This is a genomic window from Capsulimonas corticalis (assembly GCF_003574315.2).
Lineage (GTDB): Bacteria > Armatimonadota > Armatimonadia > Armatimonadales > Capsulimonadaceae > Capsulimonas > Capsulimonas corticalis.
Map to the genome: position 1 here is coordinate 4,689,317 of NZ_AP025739.1, position 22,001 is coordinate 4,711,317.

Consider the following 22,001-nt stretch of genomic DNA (forward strand, 5'->3'; position numbering starts at 1 on the left):
AATTCGCTTTGGGTCAACTTTGGTATTTTGTGTTTTAATAGTAACATTTGCTAACAACGCGCGATCTATAAGTTCATATGCCAGGAATTTATTTTCTTAATATAAATTTAACATGAAAATACTTGACAGGAATTCAAAGGTGTGATAGTATGTGATCGTAAGTCCATTTTCAACCGCGAAGCAGCGTGTATGCGCTAATTTTTCTCGTTGTTGATCAGCTCTTCTGTTCTGTTGGTAGGAGGTATTTCACCAGTGCGAACCATTCGAAATTTCAAGGGTTTCACCCTTATTGAACTGCTCGTCGTTATCGCCATTATCGCGATTCTCGCCGCCATCCTCTTCCCCGTCTTCGCCAAGGCTCGTGAGAAGGCCCGCCAGATCAGCTGCGCCTCCAACGAGCGCCAGGTCGGCCTCGCCATCCTGCAGTACGTTCAGGACAGCGATGAGAAGTTCCCCGCCGGTAACGGCGACGCCGCCAATAGCAAGCTGTTCGGCCAGGGATGGGCTGGACCGATCTACCCGTACGCTAAGAGCACTGGTTTGCTGAAGTGTCCGGATGACTCCACTGCGGTCAGTGGTGTGTATGTGCCGGTTTCTTATGGCTTCAACACAAACATGTCCGGCGCTGGTAACAGCGGCGCGATCGCTTCGCTTGGCGCACCCTCGAATACCGTTATGCTATTTGAAGTGACGGGCGATACTGCTCCTGTTACCGATCTCCAGGAAGGCGTGCGCAGCGCAGCCGCTGCACCTGACGCGCTCTCGGCTGCTGGAACTGGTATCGACGGCCAGTTGTACTATAACTTCGCGGCCACTACCGGTACGACGGTTCGTTACGAGACGGGATACTTGGGCGGTCTTCCCGGTGTCACGACTGGTAACTTTGCTACTCAAACGGGTTGGCACACGGACGGCGCCAACTACCTGGCGGGCGACGGTCATGTCAAGTGGCTGCGTGGCAGCAAGGTCTCCCCTGGCATCAATGCAGCAACCAGCAATGACGTTCAGGCTCTCAGCACTAACACGGCTGCTGGTACTGCCAACAGCAACTATGCGATGACCTTCAGCGCCATCTAATTCTGCGCTCCATGTCAAAAAGCCGCTATATCTTCGGATGTAGCGGCCTTTTTATTTGACGCTCTCCCTCGTCTTTGCTCTCAATCCCACCTTGTGACGCTTTGCGATCTTTGCTAAAATATTTCATACGATAATATTAAAGATCGCAATTCTTCATCCTTTCGTGCCGGCAAAAATATTCTATATAATATCAATATTTGACATTAATATTTATTTATGAGTGCAACTGTAAGCCTGGTTGGACGTAAAAATCTCTGTTAAAATAAATTTGCATGAAAACACTTGACAGGAATTCGAAGTCGTGATAATATATGTTTGCTCGTCCATTCCGATGCGAAGAAGCGCTCAATCGCTTTCTCTTCAATGCGGATTATTATCACTCACATGAATCGGTAGGAGATCTCTCACAATGCGCACCATTCGAAATTTCAAGGGCTTCACCCTTATTGAACTGCTCGTCGTTATCGCCATTATCGCGATTCTCGCCGCCATCCTCTTCCCCGTCTTCGCCAAGGCTCGTGAGAAGGCCCGCCAGACCAGCTGCGCGTCCAACGAGCGCCAGGTCGGCCTCGCCATCCTGCAGTACGTTCAGGACAGCGATGAGAAGTTTCCCGCCGGCATCGGCGACATTGCCAACAACAAGGCGTTCGGGCAGGGCTGGGCTGGCCCGACCTACGCTTATGCTAAGAGCACGGGACTGTACAAGTGCCCGGATGATACCGGTACGGTGAATGGTCTGCTCGTTCCGATTTCTTACGCCTATAACTCCAATATGGCGGGCGCCGGCAACACGGGCGCGCTGGCTTCGCTTGGCGCTCCCGCGAACACCGTTCTTCTGTTCGAAACGAACGTCGCGGTTGCTCAGGTGTCCGATGCTCAGGAAAATAACAACACCGCGAACCTGTCGCCGGCCGGCAATGGCATCGGTGATGTTGTCACCAACTGGGACGGTTCGGCTTCGGCAACGGTGAAGTACGCGACCGGACTTCTGGGCGGCCTGAATGTTACGGACGCGGTTCCCACGACTGGCCGGCACACGGACGGCGCCAACTACCTGGCGGGCGACGGTCATGTCAAGTGGCTGCGTGGCAGCAAGGTCTCCCCTGGCGTCAATGCGGGAACCAGTGCAGACGCTCAGGCGCTCGGCACGAACACTGCCGCTGGCACAAGCAACAGCAGCTTTGCCATGACCTTCAGCGCCATCTAATTCGCGCTCAATATCGAAAAGCCGTCGCGTCTTCGGATGCGGCGGCTTTTTGTATGTGGAATATTTAAGCGATCGCGCGGCAGGAGCCTCGGACGATGAGGGAGACGGGGACTTCGATGTTGATGGGCGGGCGCGGCGCGGCGTCTTCGTCTTTCAGGTCCTGGAGCTCCAGGAGGCGGGTCGCCAGGCGCTGCACGGCGAGCTGGCCCATGTAGGCGGTGTCGACGCGCAGGGTGGTGAGGGCGGGGTAGCAGAGACTGCTGTGCTTGTCGTCGTCGAAGCCGACGATACTGACGTCGTCCGGGATTTGCAGGCCGAGATCGCGGCAGATCTGCATCAGTCGATAGGCGTGCGGATCATTCGCCGCCAGGATCGCCGTCGGACGGTCCGGGCGGCTGAGCATCGCCGTGACCTGGTCGGAGAATTGGGCTTCGGTCGTGGCGCAGATGAGAAGCGAGGGATCCGCCGTGCGTCCGGCTTTGAAGTGGGCGGAAAGGTATCCGGTGAGACGGTCCTGGAACGTCGTGGTTTCCGGATCGCTCATCGCGAAGGCCACGCGCGAATGGCCGAGTTCGAACAGGTATTGGGTGGCCGCCGTCGCCCCGCCGATGCCGTCGGAAAGGATACAGTCGTGCTTGCCCGTAAGGTCCCGGTTGTCCACCAGGACGATCTGCGGGACGTGCTCTAAAAAGGCGTCCAGGATCTCCGGACTAGCGGAGCCGACGAGCAGCATACCGGAGATGATCTGGTCGCGGATCATGCGCGGCAAGTCGGTGAGCATCTTGCGGCGGTTGGTGGTATGCAGCAGCAGATGCATCCCCAGTTTCTCGGTCTCCGCCTGCGCACCGGTCATCATGGGCGCGTAAAAGGCGTCGCCCTGGATCGTGGCGGTGTCGGCGGGCGCGAAGAACTGAAGGCCGATGGAGACGCCGGTCGCGGCGTCCTCCCGGATCAGCGCCCGCTCGCGCTGCTTCTTGCGGACATGCGGGGGGCGGTAGTTCAGACGCTTCGCCACCTCAAGCACGCGCTGGCGGGTGTCGGCGCTGAGCATGGGCGAATCGGTGAAGCTGCGGGAAACCGTGGCGGGCGACACGCCCGCCTCCTGGGCGACTTGTTGTATGGTAGGCACGTGAGTAGTATAGTCCCGATCGAGGTGACTGTCAAGATAGTTTTCTGAAATTTTTCATGGCGACTGGTTTTTTTGCCGATCGATCATCGTCGTCAGAAACACAACGCCGCGTGACGGCAGCATGACCGTGCAGCCCTTTCTCAAGTCCACTTTTTTGAGGAGGGAGGCGGCCTTCGGAAAGCGCCGATCGTCCTCGGGACGGTCCGTCTCGAAATAGCGGTAACAAGTTAGCGTTGGGGATTGCTTGAGATCCGGAACTTTGACGGTCATCGTTCGGCTTATGGCGTCGTTATTGACCAGCATGACACTCACATCCGTGCGTCCTGATCTTTGGATCGTCGCGGCGACGGCCCGGAACCGGGCGATGGCGGGACTGGTCGTCTCCACGATGCGCGATCCGCGCGGGAACAGGCGCGACATGAGCGACCAGGTGTAAAACCATGGGCGCGGGCTCTCATCCTCCGGGGGAGTCATCCGGGATCCTTGCGAATTCCAGAAGCCCCACAGCTTCATCGTCAGCGCGTCCGGCGGGTCGGGTCGGCGGTCCCAGCTGACGAGATGCATGGCGTCATCCATATCCCATGCCAGAGCCCCCTGCCAGCCGGCGCGCGCGACCTGCGCGACATAGTCAGCCATCATGACGCCGTATTCATAAGCACGCACACGTGGCTGCTGATCGCCGTTGACGCGGCCTGTAATCAGCCCCGATTCTCCAAGAAAGCGCGGCTTGGAAAGACCATCCGGGTCGTTTTTCGCGATAACTTCCCGCTTCTCCGCGAGGAGTTTCTCCATAGAGCCGTCCAGCACCTCGGAATCCAGCGCATACCAGTGCAGATCCCAGGCGCCGAAGGTGTCGGGAGCGTCTTTTGTGGCGCGATCGATCCAGGTGAACGGCTCCAGCCACTGCGTGTTGCCCGTCGTATCGGGGCCGATGATCCGGACGCTCGCGTTTAAGCCGCGCGCGTCGAACTCTCGTCGCAGGCTGCGGACAACCGACAGCCAGGTAGCGTAATCTTTATTTCCCGACCAATCGCCATTCGGTTCGTTGATGCAGTTGAAGAAAGTGATCGTCGAATACCCGCGCTTGTCACGGAGATACGAGACGAAATCCGCCATGACCTGTGGCCAGCGGGGATCGGTCTCTTCGGCCATCAGCTCCTTTTTCGGCGGGCTCCACTCGCCAAGGATGACGGGAACGCCGCGCGACTGCGCGTAGTCGAGAATGTCGGTCAGATTCTTGAAGTCCGCCTTCTGAGCCGCCGTTCCCTCGGTCCAGATGTACTTCGGCTTGCCCTGCGCATCGAAGCCCACACAGTAGTCGCCGGTTCCGACCATGACGCGCAGATAGCCGGGGCGACAATAATCCATCCGCCGGACAATCATGTTCCAGGCGGCTGGGGTGGGGGTGTAATAGAAGCGGTCCCACTGGACGCCGAGACCCATAAACGGCGAAGTCACCGTCTTGCCGAGGCGGACGGTGACATCAGACGCCGACGCCGCCCAGATGGGACCTGCGGCGAGCGCGAGGGTCCAAGCGAGCGCGGCGATGCTCGGTGGCGAGACGAGAGATTTTTTCATACGCGGATGTTCGATCTTTCCTGCGGGCGTCCATGGAAAATCGCCGCTGCATTGAACGGCGATTCTCGCTCTTAGTGTATTCTTCAAAAGCCAGTCGGCGTCGGTTCTATTGCAGGCTGAATGTTACCGCCCAAAGCTCGCTGCTGTCCACACCGGCGGCGGCGCAGTGCGCGGTGTCAAACGATCCCGTGGTGCAGGGCGCCTTCTGCGCATCCGTGGGGGCGGCGGCATTCATGCCGCTGGAAACCGCCGCGCCGCGCAGCCACTTAGCGTGTCCGTCCGCCATCAGGAAGTTCGATCCGTCGGTGTGTATTCCCAGCGGTTTCGGAAAGTGATACAGGTCGTAGCCGGCGTTGCTGGGAAGACGTCCGCCCATATAGCCGGTGACATAGTTGCCGTAGTCCGTCAGCGCGCCGACGCCGTTCCCAGCGCCGGAATGCCCCTCGTTCGGATCGGAGAGATAGACGTCCTGGCCCTGAATTTCAAAGAGAAAGACCGACTTCGCCGGCGAAGTCAGAGCGGCGAGGCTGGCCGCGGGCTGACCGTATGTCGGCTCGACGATATTGAGATTTACCCCGTAGGACAGCGGCGGAGCGACGGAGCCGTCGGGAGCCACATAGTTCGGAGTAGGATCGTTGGGACATTTGAAGACGGCCTGGCTCTTAATGTAAGGGTACATTTGACCTGCCCAGCCCAGTCCATAGTGTCCGCTGGCGGTATTGTAGATTCCGCAGGGATATTTCTCGTCCGCGTCCTGAGTGTACTGCATCAATCCGATCCCTACTTGCTTCAAGTTGGAGAGACAGGCGATGCTGCGGGCTTTCTCTCGCGCTTTTGCGAAGACAGGGAAGAGGATTGCGGCTAGTATCGCAATAATAGCGATTACTACGAGCAGTTCGATCAGTGTAAAGGCACGGGTTTTCGACATAACAAACTCCTTGAGAAACGAGAGACGAATTAAGAATGGAAACGGCCATCATCCTCGGCGTTCTTGCCTGGGAAGATGGCCTATTCTATCATGCGCCCGAGACGTTGTCAAGGCTTTTTATCAAACTGTGTAATAAAATTTCTGAAATATTTCGTAGATCAATCACTGTCAATTGCGGAATGCGCTGGCTTTTCGGCAGCGGAGGCGTCCTCCGGCATGAGTGGATACATCAGCTGATCGATCAGCGCCGGCGGCATTGTGGCGTCGATCCCATAAGACTCCGGCCACTCTTTCGGGAGGTTATGGGTCCCGAAGATCCGGTCTAGCCACGGAAGGGTCGAGGAGTAATTGTGGTCGATCAGACCGGTTTTCGTGTGGTGCCAGTGATGGAATTTCGGCGTGGAGATCAGCCACTCCAGCGGCCCGAAGCTCCATTTAAGATTGGCGTGGATGAAGAAGCCCCAAACCGTGCCCACCAGCGTCACCAGCACCGGGAGGCTGCTACCGCCGGTCGCGCTCGTCGGACCGCCCAGGCCCAGCACATAGATCGGCACAAGGGCGCACGTGCGGCTAAACACCATATCGAGCGGGTGCGCGCGTGTGTTGACCAGAAAATCGAGTTCTTCCGCGCTGTGGTGGACCGAATGGAAGCGCCATAGGAACGGGATCTGATGGCTCCAGCGATGTCCCCAGTAATACCCAACTTCGCCTGCAACCAGACCCAGCAAGGCGCGCGCCCAGAGGGGAAGGGAGGCCGTCAGGGCAAACAGTTCTCCAGGGATGATGTGCTGAACCGACCAGCCCAGAATGGCCGCCGGCACGCTCAAGATGGCGGCAGGCAGCAGGCTATTGAGGAAATAGTAACAGAGGTCCGCGCCGATTCCCTTGCGCAGCGCTTTATGGCTGTGGACCGCAAAAAAATATTCCAGCGGGACAAAGATCACGACGAGAATCGTCAGCCAGAGCGAGAGCTTGAGGAGACTGAGCAGAATTGCAACGAGCTGGGCCATATGTGCTTTCCTGGCCCGTCAAAGAGTGGAGCCGGAAAGCGACTTCGCCGGCGGGACGAGCATGAACGGAGTGTACCATCAAAATCGATGGAGTTAATATACTCAACGGCCTGAAGGAGAGAGAATTTCCTCCTTCAGGCCGTGGAATGATCGTGCTAAGCTGGGGTTAACCCCGACTTACGCAGCGGACTTTTTCGCGACGGAGCGGCGGCGGATGATAACGCCAAGTCCGAACACGCCGGCGAACATCGCCGCGAGGGAGGAGGGCTCAGGCACGGCGGTCAGCGTGACGCCGTCCAGCAGGGCGAATGGGGGAACGCCGTTCGGAGTGCCGGTCGCCAGGAACGAGAGGACCTCAGAGCCGGACGTTGCGGTGAAGTTGAACGTCTGGTGCTTCCAGCCGGAAAAGTCATGGCTTGGGAGAGCGGTAATGGACGTGGTGTGGCTGTCGCCGCCCAGGCTGACCGTCCACTTGTCCGTGGTGTCGCCGGTATAGCCGTACTGCTGCGCGGCCGCCCAGTCGAAACCAACCGCATATGTATGGCCTGCTTTCAGGCCCGTGATATTCTGCGTGATCGCGCCCACGTTATAGGCTCCGTCCGCGCCGACATAGTTCCCGCCGGTAGGACTGGCCGTCAGTCCGTTCGCCGAGCCGTTGGCCGGTCCCCAGAGCTTCAAATCCAGGTGTCCGTATTGGCCATCTACGCCGGGGCTGTCGGCGTCATCCTTGGTGAAAATGAAGTTGTAGCCGTCCGTCGTCCAGTAATCGGCTGAGGTGATCCCATGGTTCATCTGGCCAGGGCCGTTTGATGTTGCCTCAAAACCACCGTTCTTGACCAAATTCGTCGCGTTCGCGCTGCCCGCCAGGCTCGCCGTCAGCCCCAGCACGGCGATCGCCGCCATCATCTTCTTCGTCATTTCTATTTCTCCTGAGGAATAAATTACCATTTCGACAATTCGGGACTGACATATCGCTTTGCGACAATCATCCTTCTTCGCGGAAACGGTCGTGAGCGTGACACCTCTGTAACTGCCTGTGATAGCCATTCAACCCGAGAAATAACCAGTACTACGAACGGTGCTTTATGAATGGTCTACGTGCTCGCGACTAAGCTATAAAGACGCTGAATGAGGCCGATCCAGAGACGGATTCGCCAATTTTTGGGAATCCTTACTACAGTGCTTTAATGGAATAAGAACAATTCATATTGAATTGAGCAGAAAGCATGCAGCCGTATTAATTATACACGACATTTATGGAATTCGACGGATGAAATTGGGGAAATTGTTTTAATCACAACAAAATGTTCAATCGCTTTGTGGTGAGAGAGGCGAGGGGAGATAAACTTGGCGCCAGCAGCGGCGCAGCGTTTGCACGCCGCTATACTTTTGGTCCGGAAGCAGCGCCCAGGCTTGCTTGCTGAAGACGAGGATCTCGTCGCCGTCGCCGACGCTGTCCGATTGTTTGGGGTGCGTGCTGGCGGTCCCGGCGCAAACGACGACAAATGTGGTGTCCAAACTCAGCACGACCGCCTGAGGACTGCACCGGTCGGCGTCCAGCCAGTCTCCCAGCACTTCCACGCCGGTCAGCGTCTGTCCGATCAGATCCCGCCAGGGCTCCGCGTCCGTGGCGATCAGTTTCGCCAGCGCGTCGCTGTTGTCGGCGCGCACGGAATGGTCGCTGACCGTCAGATGGTATTCCAAATTGTCGGTGTCGAGAAATATGCTTTTGGAATCCCAGTCGAATTCAATCTCCGCATCGTCAAAAACGAGATGGATCGCCTGCCGCGCGCCGCGTTTTTGGGGAAGATATTTATTGCCGCCGTCGGACGCGAGGACATATTCATTCACGCCGCGTAAACGCCGACCGATCACTCGCGTCAGGGGAGCGGCGATCAGTTTGTCGAACAAGTTGTCGTACTCGGAATTTGCCATGGATTTTGGAATCGCTCATTTCGACGCGGCGCGGAACTTCGCGCGTCAGATCGCCATTGTACCTTCGGATGCGGAGCGGGCGCCGGAACTTTTGACATGGGCCCGGAGAATGCTCCATATCACTGTTTTTCCTGGGAGAACTCAATGACCGATAAGCCAGAACTCAAAGTGACGATTGCGCACGATTATCTTTGCCCGTGGTGCTGGATTGGCGTCCTCCAGGCAAAGCGCCTTAAGGAAGAGTTTCCGCAGATCCGGCAGGAGTGGATCGGGTACGAACTGCTCCCCGAAGCGCTCGGACCGCTGCCGGACTTTACTCCCAAGCCAAAAGATCCCAACGAGCCTCCGGCTCCGCCCTCGCGCCTGGAGCTGCTGGCGGAGCTCGACGGCATTCCGATCCCGAAGGACCGCACGATCGGCGTTATCCGCACACATCATCCATTGCAGGGCGCCGAGTATATGAAACACAACGCGCCAAACTTATTTGACGCCTACAATGAAGCCGTGTACCGAGCGTTCTGGGAGCGCTCGGAAGATATCTCGGATCTTGGCGTTCTTGCCGCGATCGTCGAAGGAATTGGGATCGATCCCAAGGACTTTACGGAAAAGCTCGCCGCCAGGGCTTATTCGGATAAGATCGTCGAGTTTGACGACGACGCCTATGCGCGCGATGTCACCCACGTGCCCACGTTTATGTTCCGAGGCGAGCGCTGCGCCGAGGCGCCGTATGCGACGATTCGCGAGATGGCGCTTCGCTATTTGGCGTGGTACAACAAAGGGTAAACCTTTCACCCTCATCCTCCGTAAAAATTGACTGGCGACTCTTTCAAAAACAGAACGCGCTTTGCCTTGGAACGAGGTAAACTCTCATGGTCGAACCAAAACTGTACAATCAGTGGGTTTAATCCGAGTGCGATTTGTTTTTGAAAAAGTTTTTGTACGGAGGATTGTCTAGAATGAACAAACGATGGCCGAGTATCTCGGCCGTGTTGCTGTTGTCTTCGACGGCGGCGCTCACGCCGATGAGTGCGTTCGCCGCCGACGCTCTGGCCGACGCGCCCCGCGCGGCGGTGATGCTGCAAACGGATTTTCCGGTTTTTGGAGTTACCGGCCGGGTCTCCCCGAAGGCGATCGCCGCAAATCTCACCGCCGCCGGCGTCCCTGCCGATCTGCTGGACGCCAAGGCGCTGGCCGATTCCGGGCGACTGAACGCCAAGCGCTACGCCGTTGTGGTGCTCCCGTACGGAAATAACTTCCCGAAAGCCGCCTTTGCTAACTTGCAGGACTTCCACCACGCCGGCGGCAGCTTCGTGCTGACCGGTATTCCCTTCACGCATCCCATCCAGCGCGTCAAAGACAAAAAGGGGAATGAGTCCTGGTCCGACATGGGGCACAACCACGACGCCGCGCTGTTTGGTCCCGATGGGATCGGCGTCGGCGGGTTCACGGAGCCCTCCGAGCAGGACACAAGCCTTGCCGCGAGTGATCCGCTTGGGCTGAAGGTTTTGGGACGCACCTGGTCGGGTCGAACCCAGATGATGGACCCCAGCACTCTGCCGGCGGAAGATCAGGTGATTCCGATTCTTGTTCAAGGGACGCTGCCCGTCGCCGCCATGATCGTGCATAACGACGCCGCCTACAAAGGCGCGGTCGATGTCTGGACGACACACCCCGATACGGGCGACTTAGAGGCGTATGATACCGAGCAGATGATTACGCGCGGCGTTGTCGCGATCCTCGCGCAAAAGAACCTGCTGCCCGCCGATCGCGTGCAAACGGCCTTCGACAGCCTGACGAATATCCCGAAGCCCAAGCAGTACGCTAACTTGGAGCTGCCGACGCCTCCGCGCCCTTATGAGACGTTTCAGCCGCGCAGCAATCCGCCCGCCGAGCATCTCTACGTCGCTGATGTGCGCAAGATCAAGCCCGAAGAGCGACTGCTGCTCAGCTCCCTTCAGGGAATCGTCAACCGCAAGCAGCCGCGCATCTATCTGCTGTTCCGTGACAGCGACGTATTCTGGCTCAAGCAGCTGCAAGCCCAGGGAACGACGGGATCTACCCACAAGGTGAAGAACCCTCTTTCGCTCCTGAAAATCTTCAAAGACGATTTCCAGGGCGCCGTGGTCACCGATCCAAACGTCTATGTCACGCCCCATGTCGCGGTGGACATCGCCGGACTGGAAGATCAAGTGATCGCGACTCCGGAGCTCGCCCAGCGGCTCAAGCTGGACATCAAAACGGACCTGCGCGGACGCTTCAAAGATGACGCCGACGCTTACAAATATGTCCGCACGGAGCTGCTGCCGCGTCTCAATCCCTATCTGTCCATTTCGCTGGACGCGCCGCTGGACTCGGGCGCGATCGATCAGATCATCCAGGCGCGCGGCCTGGCGCTCTGGGTCACCGGACCAAAGGAGCAGGAGAAGCCCGGCGCGAACGAAAATGCGGAGGTCGCGGAGATCGAGGCGATGTTCGCGCAGCTTCCGCTCAACGCGGTGGTGCGCGGCTACTGGTACAGCGGCGGCGACAGCAATGGTCTGGACGAAGGCCCGGGCGTCTCCCTGGCGTCACGCTTCGGCAAAGTCACCGTTGTCTCAGATTACGTCTCGAACTTCTCCGTCTTCAGCGGCGCCCCGGCGAAGACCCGCACGCAAAAGCGCAACCCCGCGCCGGCGTTCGATCCCACTAAGGTCTATGTCGCGGTGACCGTTTCCGACGGCGATAACCTCTGCACGTGGCAGAATAACTTCCAGGATTACTTCAACGATCCGCTGCACGGCACGTTCCCCATCGGCTGGGGCATGGGGCCGACGCTGCTGGACTGCGCTCCGAACATGGTGCAGTGGTACTACGACCACGCGACGCCCAATGACGAGTTCTTCTGCGACGTGAGCGGCGTGGGCTACATCTACCCGCCGGACTGGGCGAAGTCCCTCAAGGACCGTGACGGCGCGCTAAGCTCGTTCTTCGGATGGACGGCGAAGTATATGGACATGCTGGACATGAAGACCATCCGGCATATGAACGTCCGCGCGACCGACATCGCCGAGATGGGCCGCGAGCTGCCGAACACCAAATTCTTCGTTCCCGACTACGGCTACGCTGGCGAAAAGGGCTACGACGCGATTACCTATCCGCTGCCCACCGGCCAAACCGTCTTCCGGACAATCACCGACGGCAATCCGCGTGAAATGGCCGCCCAAATCAAAAACCGTGTCGGCGACCGCCGCCCGGCGTTCGTCAACGCCTTCATTGTGAACTGGGGAAATAGTCTCAAGGATATCAAGAAGGGGCTGGACGATCTGGGGCCGGGGTACGTGGCTGTGACGCCGTCGCAGCTAAATGACTTGTACAATCAGGCGAAGGGGAAGTAGAGCCAGAGGCGCCGGCGGTTAAAACCGCCGGCGCCTCTAATGTCTACACGCTTTTGAATGTGTCTCCACCCACCGCCTCCCAAATCTTCTCCGCCATCTCCCGTTTGCTCATCTTGGGCAGCGCCACCTGCTGACCGTCTCTCGAAATCATCGTCGCGATATTGGTATCGACGTCGAACCCGGCGCCCTCCGCCGTGACGTCGTTGGCGACGATCCAGTCCAAATTCTTCCCCCGTAGCTTCTTCTCGGCGTTCGCCAGCAGGTTTTCGGATTCGGCGGCGAAGCCGATGAGGATCTGGTCGGCGCGCTTGGAGCGGCCGATCCACGCCAGGATATCTTCGTTCTCCACCAAAACAATCGTCGGCGCCGACGCGCTTTTTTTGATTTTTTGCGGGGCGACGGTTTCCGGGCGGTAATCGGCCACGGCGGCGGCGGCGATGATGATGCTGGCGGTTTGGACGTGCGCCGCGACGGCGTTCTTCATCTCGCTCGCGGTTTCCACGGAGATGGTGTCGACGCCGACGGGCTGGGGAAGGGCGGTGGGGCCGGAGATCAGAGTGACGGCGGCGCCGAGGCGGCGGGCGGCTTCGGCGAGAGCGTAGCCCATTTTGCCGGAGGATCGATTGGTGAGGTAACGGACCGGGTCGATCGGCTCGCGGGTCGGCCCCGCGGTGATCAGGACGCGCTTTCCGGAAAGCGGCTGGGCGCCGCGCAGCACGGATTGGATCGCGGCTTCGATCGTGACCACGTCCGCCATTTTTCCGACGCCTTCGGTGCGGCAGGCGAGCATGCCGGTGACGGGTTCGATGAACTGGTAGCCGTATCGTGACAAAGTTTCGAGATTGGCCTGGGTCGCCGGATTGTTCCACATTCCCGTATTCATGGCGGGGGCCAGGAGCACCGGGGCGGCGGTCGCCATGACGGCGGCGGTGAGCATGTCGTCGGCGAGGCCATGGGCGAGGCGGGCCAGGCAGTTCATGGAGGCGGGGACAATCGCGATGAGGTCACAGTTACGGGCGAGCCAGATGTGCGCGATCTCGCCGGGAAAGGGCTCCTCGAAGACATCAATGGGGCAGGGGTGGCCGGTGAGCGCGGTGAAGGTCGCGGGACCGACGAAGCGCGCGGCTTCGGCGGTCAGGATGGGATAAACTTCGACGCCGCTTTTGACGAGCTTGCTCGCCAGGTCCGCCGCCTTATACGCGGCGATCGAGGCGGTGACGCCCAGGACAACACGTTTCGGGCGCGCGGAATCATTCATCGCTTTGCACCGGGAGACGCGGCTCCCGAGGGCGCTGGATGCGGCAGTGCCGGGCGAGGAGAATGGCGCGGATCGCTTCGACGGCGTCCGGCACGGCGTCGTTGGTGACGGCGTAGTCGTAGTAGTCGCGCTGGGCCAGTTCACTGTGCGCGTTCAGCAGACGCTTCTTGATGGCGTCCTCGCTTTCGCTGTTACGGCCGCGCAGGCGGCGCTCCAGCTCTTCAAGCGATGGCGGCTCCAGAAAGATCAGCACGGCGTCGGAAAGCTTTTTCTTGACGGCGAGGCCGCCCTGAACGTCGATCTTCAGGATGATGTCGGCGCCCTGCTGGCGCTGCTCCTCCACCCATTTGCGCGGCGTGCCGTACCAGCTGTCGTGGACTTCGGCGTACTCTAGAAATTCGTCGCGCGACACCATCTCATAGAACTCGGCTGGCGTGACGAAGAAGTAATCCACGCCGTTTTCCTCCATCGAGCGGCCGCCGTCTTTGGGCCTGGGAGCGCGGGTGGTTACGGTGACGCACTTGCGAACGGGGTGGGAGCCGCCGGGAGTCATCAGCAGGATATCGAGAACAGTGTCTTTGCCGACCGCCGAGGGGCCGGAAACCACGACGAGGAGGCCCGATGATGAACTTACGACCGTCATGGATTAATCCTCTTCCGCTTCATCGTCGCTTTCGGGCGCCATTGGGCTGCCGGCCAGACGTTTCGCCAGCGTTTCCTGGGACAGCGCCGAGGTGGCGAGATTGCCGCCTTCGAGAAAGATCAAGCTTTTTGTCTTACGACCCTGCGTGGCGTCGATCAGTCGGCCGGCTTTGCGAAATTCTTGTACGAGGCGCCGCATCGGCGCCGAATCGCTGGAAACAAGTGCGATAACTTTGTCGATAATTACGTAGTTATAGAAGCCGACATTGAGTGCAACGGGCTGCATGCGTAGCTCCTTAACGAAGGGACCGGAAAAAGTGATGGAGTTCGCGCCAAACAGGCCGGCCGCGGTCAACCGTGCAATCGCTGAATGAAAGAACGCTGACAGATTATAGCATGCGCGGAATCGGCAAGTCAAGAGATGGCGCTCGCTCGCTTAGTTGTGGTTTTACCGTTTATTAACGGTTTTATTAATTCGCAAAAACCTCTTGTCTTTTACGGGGCGATATGTTATTATTGGGAAATCCGCTCAGAGGACAGCCCGCCGACGCCTCCGTCCGCCGCTCGAATATTTTGGAAGCCATAAGGATTTCGGTACATGATGATCCGTCGCCGCGCAGCACGTAAGGCGCCGCGCCTGCTGACATTGTTGGGGTCTCTGTTATTTTTGCTGTCCAGCATCGCGGCTGTCTCCGGTCAGACCGGAAGCGATAAAGTTCAGGTTGATCCTGAGGCGAAGCGCAACTATCGCAGTCTATCCGATTCCGTGCAGCCGGCGCGCCTCGCCGCGTCCGTTTCCGATCTGAGCGGCATCCATTACGCCATGCCCGCCGCGCCGGGCGGTCCCGCGCTTGTCGCGAACTCCCGCGCCGCCGGCACGCCCGGCGCCGATCAAGCTCGCGACTACGTGCTCGCGCAGTTCCGGACGATCCTCGGTGCTGGGAACGTGCATCAGGAAGACTTCGCCGTCACGGCGCCGGTGGACAACGGCGCCAGCATCACGGCGGGCGGGCGCAGTTATGGTCTCCGCGCGCTCTGGCCGAATCTTGTCCGCACCTCCACGCTTCCCAAAGACGGCGTCACCGGGCCGCTGATCTACGCCGCGCGCGGCGATCTGGCCGCGTTTCGCGGGCAGCAGGTCGAAGGCAGCGTCGTCCTGATGGACTTCAACTGCGGCGCCGCCTGGATGAACGCCGCGCGCCTTGGGGCCAAGGCCATCATCTTTGTGGAGCCGGCGGCGACGATGCGCGGCGAATCTGAAGCGAAGTTCATCGGCATTCCCGTCTCCATTCCCCGGTTCTGGGTCTCGCACGCCGACGCCGCCGCGCTGCAATCGGCGGCGCTCACGACGCCGAATTTCACCGTCACCGTCTACGCGGACAATCCCTGGGAGACGCGCAGCGCCTCAAATATCGTCGGCGTGCTGCCCGGCTCCGATCCCGTTCTGAGCAAGCAGATCGTCGTCATCGAATCCTATTACGATTCGATGTCGGTAGTGCCGTCGCTGGCGCCCGGCGCCGATACGGCGTGCGGCGTCGCGGCTCAGATCGAGCTGGCGCGTCTCTTCAAGGCCAACCCGCCGAAGCGCACCGTCTGGTTTGTGTCCTGCGGAGCGCACTTCCTGGGAATACAAGGCGCGCGCGCTTATGTGGACCGGCATTTGGACGAGTGGCGGCAGCCCTCGAACTGGGACCGCGCCAAGCACTGGCTGACGGGCGGTCGGTCGCCAATTCCGGCGAACCGCTCCGAGGTGCTTCTCTTCAGCGGCCTCGATCTCACCTCCCAGACCAACAGCTTTGCCGGCTTCTACAAAGGCTACTTCTACGACTTCACGGAAGGCGACGTACAGAGCGGTTATTCGGACATCGGACGCGCGCTGCGGGAGAACGCGGAGAAGATCGCGCAGGTGCTGGGGCTGAACGCCCAGAGCGCCTATGGCGACGGCATCAATCCGATCGGCGGCAAGGGCTGGCGCAACTTCCTGCCGGGCCACTTCGCGTTTGACGCCGAAGCGGCGGCGATGGCGGGCGGCAAGGGCATTACCTTCGCCACCACCGACGACGCGCGGCAGCACAGCGATACGCCGTTCGACCGCATGGCGGACGTGAACCTCGCGAATCTCACCCAGCAGACCAAGTTCCTTGCCTGCGAATACTGGCACCTTCTGAACGACACCAACGATCAGGACGCCGTGACGCCCGGAAGCACGCGCGGCCTGATGCCCGTGACTGAGTGGCCGGCGTGGACTCGTCAGGGGCTGCGTCTGGGCTTCTGCCAGGTCAAGGGCCGCGTGTTGATCTTCGATCCCAAACAGAACTTCGTTCCGGACACGCCGGTGGCGGACTCGCTGGCGGTGGCCGCCAACCCGTCGAAGACGATGGTCGGCGTGCGCGGCAACCTGATCCAATCCACGTTTACCCCGCCGGGCGCGTCAAAGCCCGGCTCGAACTACAACTTCTACGGTCTGCCTCTGGTGACGTCGGCGGGAACGGGGCTCCGGTTCGCTCCGGCGATGACGATGCGCTTCGGCGCCTATCACGTCCATACGACGGACGATGCGCAGGGCAGCCGGGGCGATATCGATTTCGCGCCGGACCAGGGTCTGAACGGAACCTCCAACTATCCGATTGAGTTCAATCTGACTTCGGATAGCAAGGATACGCAGATCATCGTCTTCCCATGCGTCGCGACCACGATTTACGACCTGCTGGACCTTTCCTCGCTGATCTCGCTCTCCGGCGTGCGCGTCTTCGACGGCGCCACCAACAACGAGCCCCGGCAATACGGCTTCACGCTGGCTGGAACCGAGCCGGGCGTTTCCTACGTGGAAGATGTCGCGGTGCTCTTTTCCGCGCAGGGCTCGGACACCCGCCTGAAGGTCGTGATGGACTCCGGGCCGGGCGCGGTGCGGTTCCTGCTCATTAACGCGCTGCCGCCGGATCCGAAGCTTTCGAATGCGGAGAACCAGAAAAGGGCGCAGGGCCTGGGGTACGCCGTGCAGGGCGGCGCGAGCGGAGGCGGGGACAATATCGTCCACAACGGAGCGATCACGAACACGGCGCTGCGCGTGGCGCAGGATATGTGGAACCTGGATGAGTATCGGATCAGCCAGCTCGCCAAGTATCGGATCACGAACGATCTGCTCAGTAATCCAAAGCATACCGGGCTGCACGATCTCGCCAAGGTTTATATGGACCAGGCGCAGGCGGCGTACGCGCAGCGCGACTATGAGATGTTCGACGCTAAGAGCCGGCAGGCCTGGGCGTTCGAGGCGAAGGTTTACCCGCAGGCGCAGGCGACGGCGAACGATGTCGTTCAAGGCGTCATCTTCTACCTCTTCCTCCTGATCCCGTTTGCTTACTTTCTGGAGCGGCTGCTCATCGCCTCGCACGATCTGAAGATGCAGCTGGTCTGGTCGTTCGGCATCTTCGCCCTGATCTTCTTCATCTTCTCGAAGATCCATCCGGCGTTCGATATCACGATCAACCCGATTATCGTTCTGATCGCCTTCGTCATGCTGGCGCTCTCGGTGATTGTCTCGCTGCTGGTGTGGGGCAAGTTCGAAGAGCAGATCAAGGCGATGCGCCAGACCGTCTCGGGAGTACACAAAGTGGATGTCGGCAAGGGCTCGATCGCCTTCGCCGCTTTCGCGCTCGGCATCTCCAACATGCGCCGCCGCAAAGAGCGCACGATGCTGACCTGCATTACGCTAATCCTGCTGACCTTCACGGTCCTCTCGTTCACCTCGGTTGTCAATTACAACCGGCCAAACGATGTCCCCGCGCCCGGCGTCTCCCCGTACAATGGCATCCTCCTGCGCATGCCGGCGTGGGACGCGCTTCAGGATCCGGCTTATCGTCTGCTGAACGATGAGTATGGCCGCAAATATCCCGTCGCGCCGCGCGCCTGGTTCTTCGGGACCACGCAGGGCCAGCAGAGCTTCCTGAATGTATCCCGCGCGCAGTCGCCGGTGGATCTCAAAGGCGTAATCGGCATGGCGCCCGCCGAAGCGCGGGTCTCGCATATTGACACGGCGCTGGCGCTGGGGCCGGACGGGAAACCGATGGGGCGCTGGTTCGACTCCACAGATTCCTACAGCATCATTTTGCCGAAGCCTATCGCGGACACCCTGGGCGTCACCGCCGCCGATGTCGGCAAGATCACCGTGAACTTCAGCGGCGTTCCCTATCTGGTCATCGGCGTGATCGATCCCGCCAAGTTCTCCGCGCTGAAAGACCTGGACAATGAGACGCTGACGCCGGTGGACTTTCAGGACGCGCACAACCAGTCCAACTCGGCCTCGGCGTCCACGAGCAGCTTCCAGGACTATTCGCATATCGATCCCGCCACCGTCATCATCGTGCCTTACGCCACGCTGATCAACCTTGGCGGCGATCTGCGTTCGGTCGCGATCAACTTCGGCGACGCCGCGACGGTCAATCAGCAGCTCGTCAGCCTGATGCCGCGTCTGGACTTGAACCTCTACGCCGGCGAGGACGGACATAACCACCGCTTCTCCATCCGGTCGGCGACGAAGTCCGAGGGGCTGGCGACGATCATCATCCCGATCCTGATCGCCTCCTTGATCGTTCTGAATACGATGCTCGGCTCCGTCTTCGAGCGCGTCAAGGAGATCAAGACGTTCTCGGCGATCGGTCTCTCGCCGTCGAATATCGGCATGCTGTTCATCGCCGAAGCGATGGTCTATGCGATCATCGGCGCGGTCTCGGGATACTTGATCGGGCAGGGACTTTCCAAGGTCATCAGCACGTTTAATATCCTGCCGGGGCTTTCACTGAACTTCTCGTCGACGTCGGCGGAGATCGCCATCGGCGTCGTCATCGCGGTCGTCATGCTCTCCACGATCTTCCCGGCCCGCAAGGCGTCGCAGGTCGCGACGCCCTCGACGGACCGCACCTGGAAGCTGCCCGATCCCGACGGCGATGTCTGGAAGATCGCGCTGCCCTTCGCGGTCACCGGCGATCAGGCGCGCGGCATCAACGGCTTCCTGTCCGAGTGGTTCAAAGAGTACGAGCAGCAGTCCGTCGGCGACTTCCTGACACACGGCATCAGCACAACCACATATGACAGCGAATACGGTCTGGCGTACCGCCTGAGCTGCCGGATCTGGCTGGCGCCGTTCGACCTGGGCGTCTCGCAGGATATCTCGCTCGACACCATCCCCACGGACCTGGAAGATATCTTCGACGTGCGGCTGACGATTACCCGGCAGTCCGGCGAAGTGGCGAACTGGATGCGCGTCAATCGCCGCTTCGTCAACGTCGTGCGCCGCCAATTCCTGATCTGGCGCACGCTGTCCGAAGTGCAGCGCCAGCGATATTTGAACCCGGAAGTGGAGCTCGTGCGAACGCCTTCCGAGAGCGCGGCCGTGGCGCCGGCGATTTGAGTGACTTACCCATGGCTTCCGCGTGCTCCCTAGCAAACCCACCCCCGGCCTTCGGCCGATTCCTCCCTCGGGCGGCAAGGGTTGGTAGGATAGCCTCTAACGCAAACTGCCTGCGATAACACACTCTGAAATAACCCTTCCCGTCGGCGGGAGGGGTGGCCCGCAGGGCCGGGGTGGGTTTGCCCGGGAGGGGTCGCGCGTAGCGCGGGGGGAGGTAGGACCAGAGGGCAGCGCGAAGGCCGTGGGTAGGTCACCCGGGAGGGGTGGCCCGCAGGGCCGGGGTGGGTTTGCGCGGGGGTGGGCGACCTCTGCTGGGATCGGCCCTCAGAGCTCGGGGCGTCCTCAAAAGATTTTACAATAGCCGCGAGTGAGACGAGAAGGAGAAACCACGAACCGTGGCGTTTTCAAGACAGGCGAATAAAGGCGGACGGGCGGCGGCGCGGGATGAGATGTCCGATGCGCGGGCGCGCGTCGAAGACGCCGCGGAGTCCGAAGGCGGCGGCGGGGCGCCGCAGTTCGAGGAGGGGTTCACCGGCAAGGTGATGATCGGCACGCTGTTCGTGTGCCTATTCATGCTGCCGGGCGCGATCTATCTCGGGCTGGTGGCGGGGCAAAGCCTGGGCGCGGCGGCGCAGTGGGTGACGATCGTGCTCTTTTCGGAGGTGGCGCGGCGATCGTTTATGCCGCTGAAGCGGCAGGAGATCTATTGCCTCTTCTATATGGCGGGCGCGCTGACGGTGACCGGATTTACGGTGCTGCCGGGCGTTTCGGGCGGGCCATTTGGCGGCTTGATCGGAATGCAGTTCCTGATGCAGTCGCCGGCGATGCACGCCGTCGCGGAAAAGCTGCCGCACTGGATTGCGCCCCATTTGGGATCGACGGCGTATACGAACCGCAGCCTGCTCGACAAAGACTGGTACCTGCCGCTGCTCTGGTCTCCCGTCCCGATTTTGATATTCACGCAGATCCTGGACCGTATGAAGTGGATGGGCCTGGGCTATCTGCTGTTCCGCGTCACGTCCGATATCGAGCGCCTGCCGTTCCCCATGGCCTCCGTCGCCGCCTCCGGCGCGACCGCGCTCGCCGAGGCGTCCACCAAGGAAGAGTCCTGGCGCTGGCGCGTCTTCTCCGCCGGCACCGTCATCGGACTGATCTTCGGGTTCTTCTATCTGGCGATCCCGATCTTCACGGGCGTCGTGTTCTCGAAACCGATCCAGCTGCTGCCGATCCCGTTCTTTGACTTTACGAACAACGTCGAACGGATCCTGCCGACCTCGCTGGTCGGTTACAATCCGGACCTTGGGGCGCTGCTGATCGGCTTTGTGCTTCCATACTCCGTCGTGAAGGGAAGCGTCATCGGCTCCGTCCTGTCGCAGATCGTCGCCAACCCGATCCTGCACCACTACGGGATGTTCCCGAACTGGGTGAGCGGCTCGCCGGCCATCCAGACCAAGATCTCGGTGGATGTCGACTTCTGGATGTCGTTCGGCATCGGGACACAGATCGCCGTCGCGCTGATCGGCATCGGGTCGGTGCTCTTTATGGTCATCCGGTCGCGCGGTCAGGCGGAGACGGCGCAGCGCGGAAGCCTGGCGAAGGTCCCCAAGGGACGCGGCGACTTCCCGTGGTACGCCGCGCTGGGCGTCTGGCTGCTGGCGACGCTCGGCTATGTCGTGATGAACCATCAGCTCATTCCGGCGTTTCCCATCTGGATCATCGCCTTCTTCGGTCTGGTGTGGACGCCGATCTATTCGTATGTCTCGGCGCGCATGCTGGCGCTGACGGGGCAGTCGATCGACTTCCCGTTTGTCAATCAGCTGGTTGTTCTGGGCACGCACTATACTCAGCCGGATATCTGGTTCGCGCCGCTGCCGCTCAACAACTACGGCGCGCAGGCGCAGAAGTTCCGCGAGATCGAACTGACGGGAACGAAGTTCAGCAGCATTCTCAAATTAGAGATGTTTATGCTGCCGCTAGTGCTGATCTTCAGCCTTGTGTATTGGGGCTTTTTGTGGTACACCAACGACATCCCTTCGGTGCAGTTCCCATACGCGCAGAAGTTCTGGCCGCAGTATGCGGTGACGCAGGCGATCTGGACGCAGATCAACTCCGTGGGCGGCGCCAAGTGGGCGCTCCATGTCATCAAGCCCGATTTGATCGGGATCGGCGGCGCGAGCGGCCTGGCCTTGTACGGCTTGACCAAGCTGCTGGGGCAGCCCGTTTCGTTCTTCTACGGATTTATCGCCGGCATGAGCAATTATCCGCACAATACGATCCCGACATTTGTCGGCGCATGGCTCGGCAAGAAGGTCTTCGCGCGCAGCTTCGGCCAGGAGCGCTGGCAGCTCTACGCGCCCGTTCTGCTCGCGGGCTTCTCCTGCGGCACGGGACTCATCGGCATGTGCGCCATCGCGCTGGCGCTGATCAGCAAGACGGTCTCGTATCTGCCTTTCTGA

Annotated in this window: 15 protein-coding genes; 6 read left to right on the top strand and 9 right to left on the bottom strand. The window is 60.2% G+C overall.

The annotated features are described in order from the left end of the window. Positions 1 to 252 precede the first annotated feature (252 nt). Together D5261_RS20180 and D5261_RS20185 are read left to right on the top strand one after the other, a co-directional pair. Positions 253 to 1,077: a DUF1559 family PulG-like putative transporter gene (locus tag D5261_RS20180; protein ID WP_119324547.1), complete on the top strand. Its 825-nt coding sequence runs from the start codon at positions 253 to 255 to the stop codon at positions 1,075 to 1,077. A gap of 409 nt (positions 1,078 to 1,486) precedes the next feature. Next, positions 1,487 to 2,284 (top strand): DUF1559 family PulG-like putative transporter, encoded by a 798-nt coding sequence (locus D5261_RS20185; RefSeq protein ID WP_119324546.1) that lies wholly within the window; start codon positions 1,487 to 1,489, stop codon positions 2,282 to 2,284. 64 nt (positions 2,285 to 2,348) lie between these two features. Here the strand turns inward: D5261_RS20185 and D5261_RS20190 are convergent, their stop codons facing one another. The 6 genes from D5261_RS20190 to D5261_RS20215 all read right to left on the bottom strand — a co-directional run bounded on the left by D5261_RS20190 (position 2,349) and on the right by D5261_RS20215 (position 8,864). Continuing rightward, on the bottom strand, positions 2,349 to 3,413 hold the full coding sequence (locus D5261_RS20190) for a LacI family DNA-binding transcriptional regulator (protein ID WP_119324545.1): 1,065 nt from the start codon (positions 3,411 to 3,413) through the stop codon (positions 2,349 to 2,351). A 54-nt stretch (positions 3,414 to 3,467) separates the two neighbouring features. Further along, positions 3,468 to 4,991 (bottom strand): hypothetical protein, encoded by a 1,524-nt coding sequence (locus D5261_RS20195; protein ID WP_119324544.1) that lies wholly within the window; start codon positions 4,989 to 4,991, stop codon positions 3,468 to 3,470. Between the two features lie 106 nt (positions 4,992 to 5,097). Beyond that, complete coding sequence (locus D5261_RS20200; protein ID WP_119324543.1) at positions 5,098 to 5,919, bottom strand: DUF1559 family PulG-like putative transporter; 822 nt, start codon at positions 5,917 to 5,919, stop codon at positions 5,098 to 5,100. Between the two features lie 158 nt (positions 5,920 to 6,077). Next, a complete protein-coding gene (locus tag D5261_RS20205; RefSeq protein ID WP_119324542.1) occupies positions 6,078 to 6,929 on the bottom strand; it encodes a sterol desaturase family protein in 852 nt (283 codons plus the stop codon). A gap of 177 nt (positions 6,930 to 7,106) precedes the next feature. Then, on the bottom strand, positions 7,107 to 7,847 hold the full coding sequence (locus tag D5261_RS20210) for a DUF642 domain-containing protein (RefSeq protein ID WP_165864602.1): 741 nt from the start codon (positions 7,845 to 7,847) through the stop codon (positions 7,107 to 7,109). A gap of 390 nt (positions 7,848 to 8,237) precedes the next feature. Then, positions 8,238 to 8,864 (bottom strand): hypothetical protein, encoded by a 627-nt coding sequence (locus tag D5261_RS20215; protein WP_119324540.1) that lies wholly within the window; start codon positions 8,862 to 8,864, stop codon positions 8,238 to 8,240. Between the two features lie 144 nt (positions 8,865 to 9,008). On the opposite strand from D5261_RS20215, the gene D5261_RS20220 reads away from it, so the two are divergent. Together D5261_RS20220 and D5261_RS20225 are read left to right on the top strand one after the other, a co-directional pair. Beyond that, complete coding sequence (locus D5261_RS20220) at positions 9,009 to 9,647, top strand: DsbA family oxidoreductase (RefSeq protein WP_165864601.1); 639 nt, start codon at positions 9,009 to 9,011, stop codon at positions 9,645 to 9,647. A 173-nt stretch (positions 9,648 to 9,820) separates the two neighbouring features. Then, positions 9,821 to 12,238 carry a GxGYxYP domain-containing protein gene (locus D5261_RS20225; protein ID WP_119324538.1) on the top strand — a complete coding sequence of 806 codons (2,418 nt, stop codon included), beginning with the start codon at positions 9,821 to 9,823 and terminating at the stop codon, positions 12,236 to 12,238. A gap of 43 nt (positions 12,239 to 12,281) precedes the next feature. On the opposite strand, the gene coaBC is transcribed toward D5261_RS20225, so the two are convergent. From coaBC to D5261_RS20240, 3 genes are read right to left on the bottom strand one after another with little or no spacing between them, the layout of a single operon-like run. After that, positions 12,282 to 13,496 carry a bifunctional phosphopantothenoylcysteine decarboxylase/phosphopantothenate--cysteine ligase CoaBC gene (gene coaBC, locus D5261_RS20230; protein WP_119324537.1) on the bottom strand — a complete coding sequence of 405 codons (1,215 nt, stop codon included), beginning with the start codon at positions 13,494 to 13,496 and terminating at the stop codon, positions 12,282 to 12,284. Continuing rightward, positions 13,489 to 14,139 carry a guanylate kinase gene (gene gmk, locus D5261_RS20235; RefSeq protein ID WP_119324536.1) on the bottom strand — a complete coding sequence of 217 codons (651 nt, stop codon included), beginning with the start codon at positions 14,137 to 14,139 and terminating at the stop codon, positions 13,489 to 13,491. The genes coaBC and gmk overlap by 8 nt, the downstream gene beginning before the upstream one ends. Positions 14,140 to 14,142: 3 nt before the next feature. Continuing rightward, complete coding sequence (locus D5261_RS20240) at positions 14,143 to 14,424, bottom strand: DUF370 domain-containing protein (RefSeq protein ID WP_119324571.1); 282 nt, start codon at positions 14,422 to 14,424, stop codon at positions 14,143 to 14,145. A 312-nt stretch (positions 14,425 to 14,736) separates the two neighbouring features. Between D5261_RS20240 and D5261_RS20245 the strand changes: the two genes are divergently transcribed. Both D5261_RS20245 and D5261_RS20250 read left to right on the top strand, forming a co-directional pair. Further along, positions 14,737 to 19,545, top strand: a complete 4,809-nt coding sequence (locus tag D5261_RS20245) for an FtsX-like permease family protein (RefSeq protein WP_119324535.1) — start codon at positions 14,737 to 14,739, stop codon at positions 19,543 to 19,545. A 395-nt stretch (positions 19,546 to 19,940) separates the two neighbouring features. After that, on the top strand, positions 19,941 to 22,001 hold the full coding sequence (locus tag D5261_RS20250; protein WP_119324534.1) for an OPT family oligopeptide transporter: 2,061 nt from the start codon (positions 19,941 to 19,943) through the stop codon (positions 21,999 to 22,001).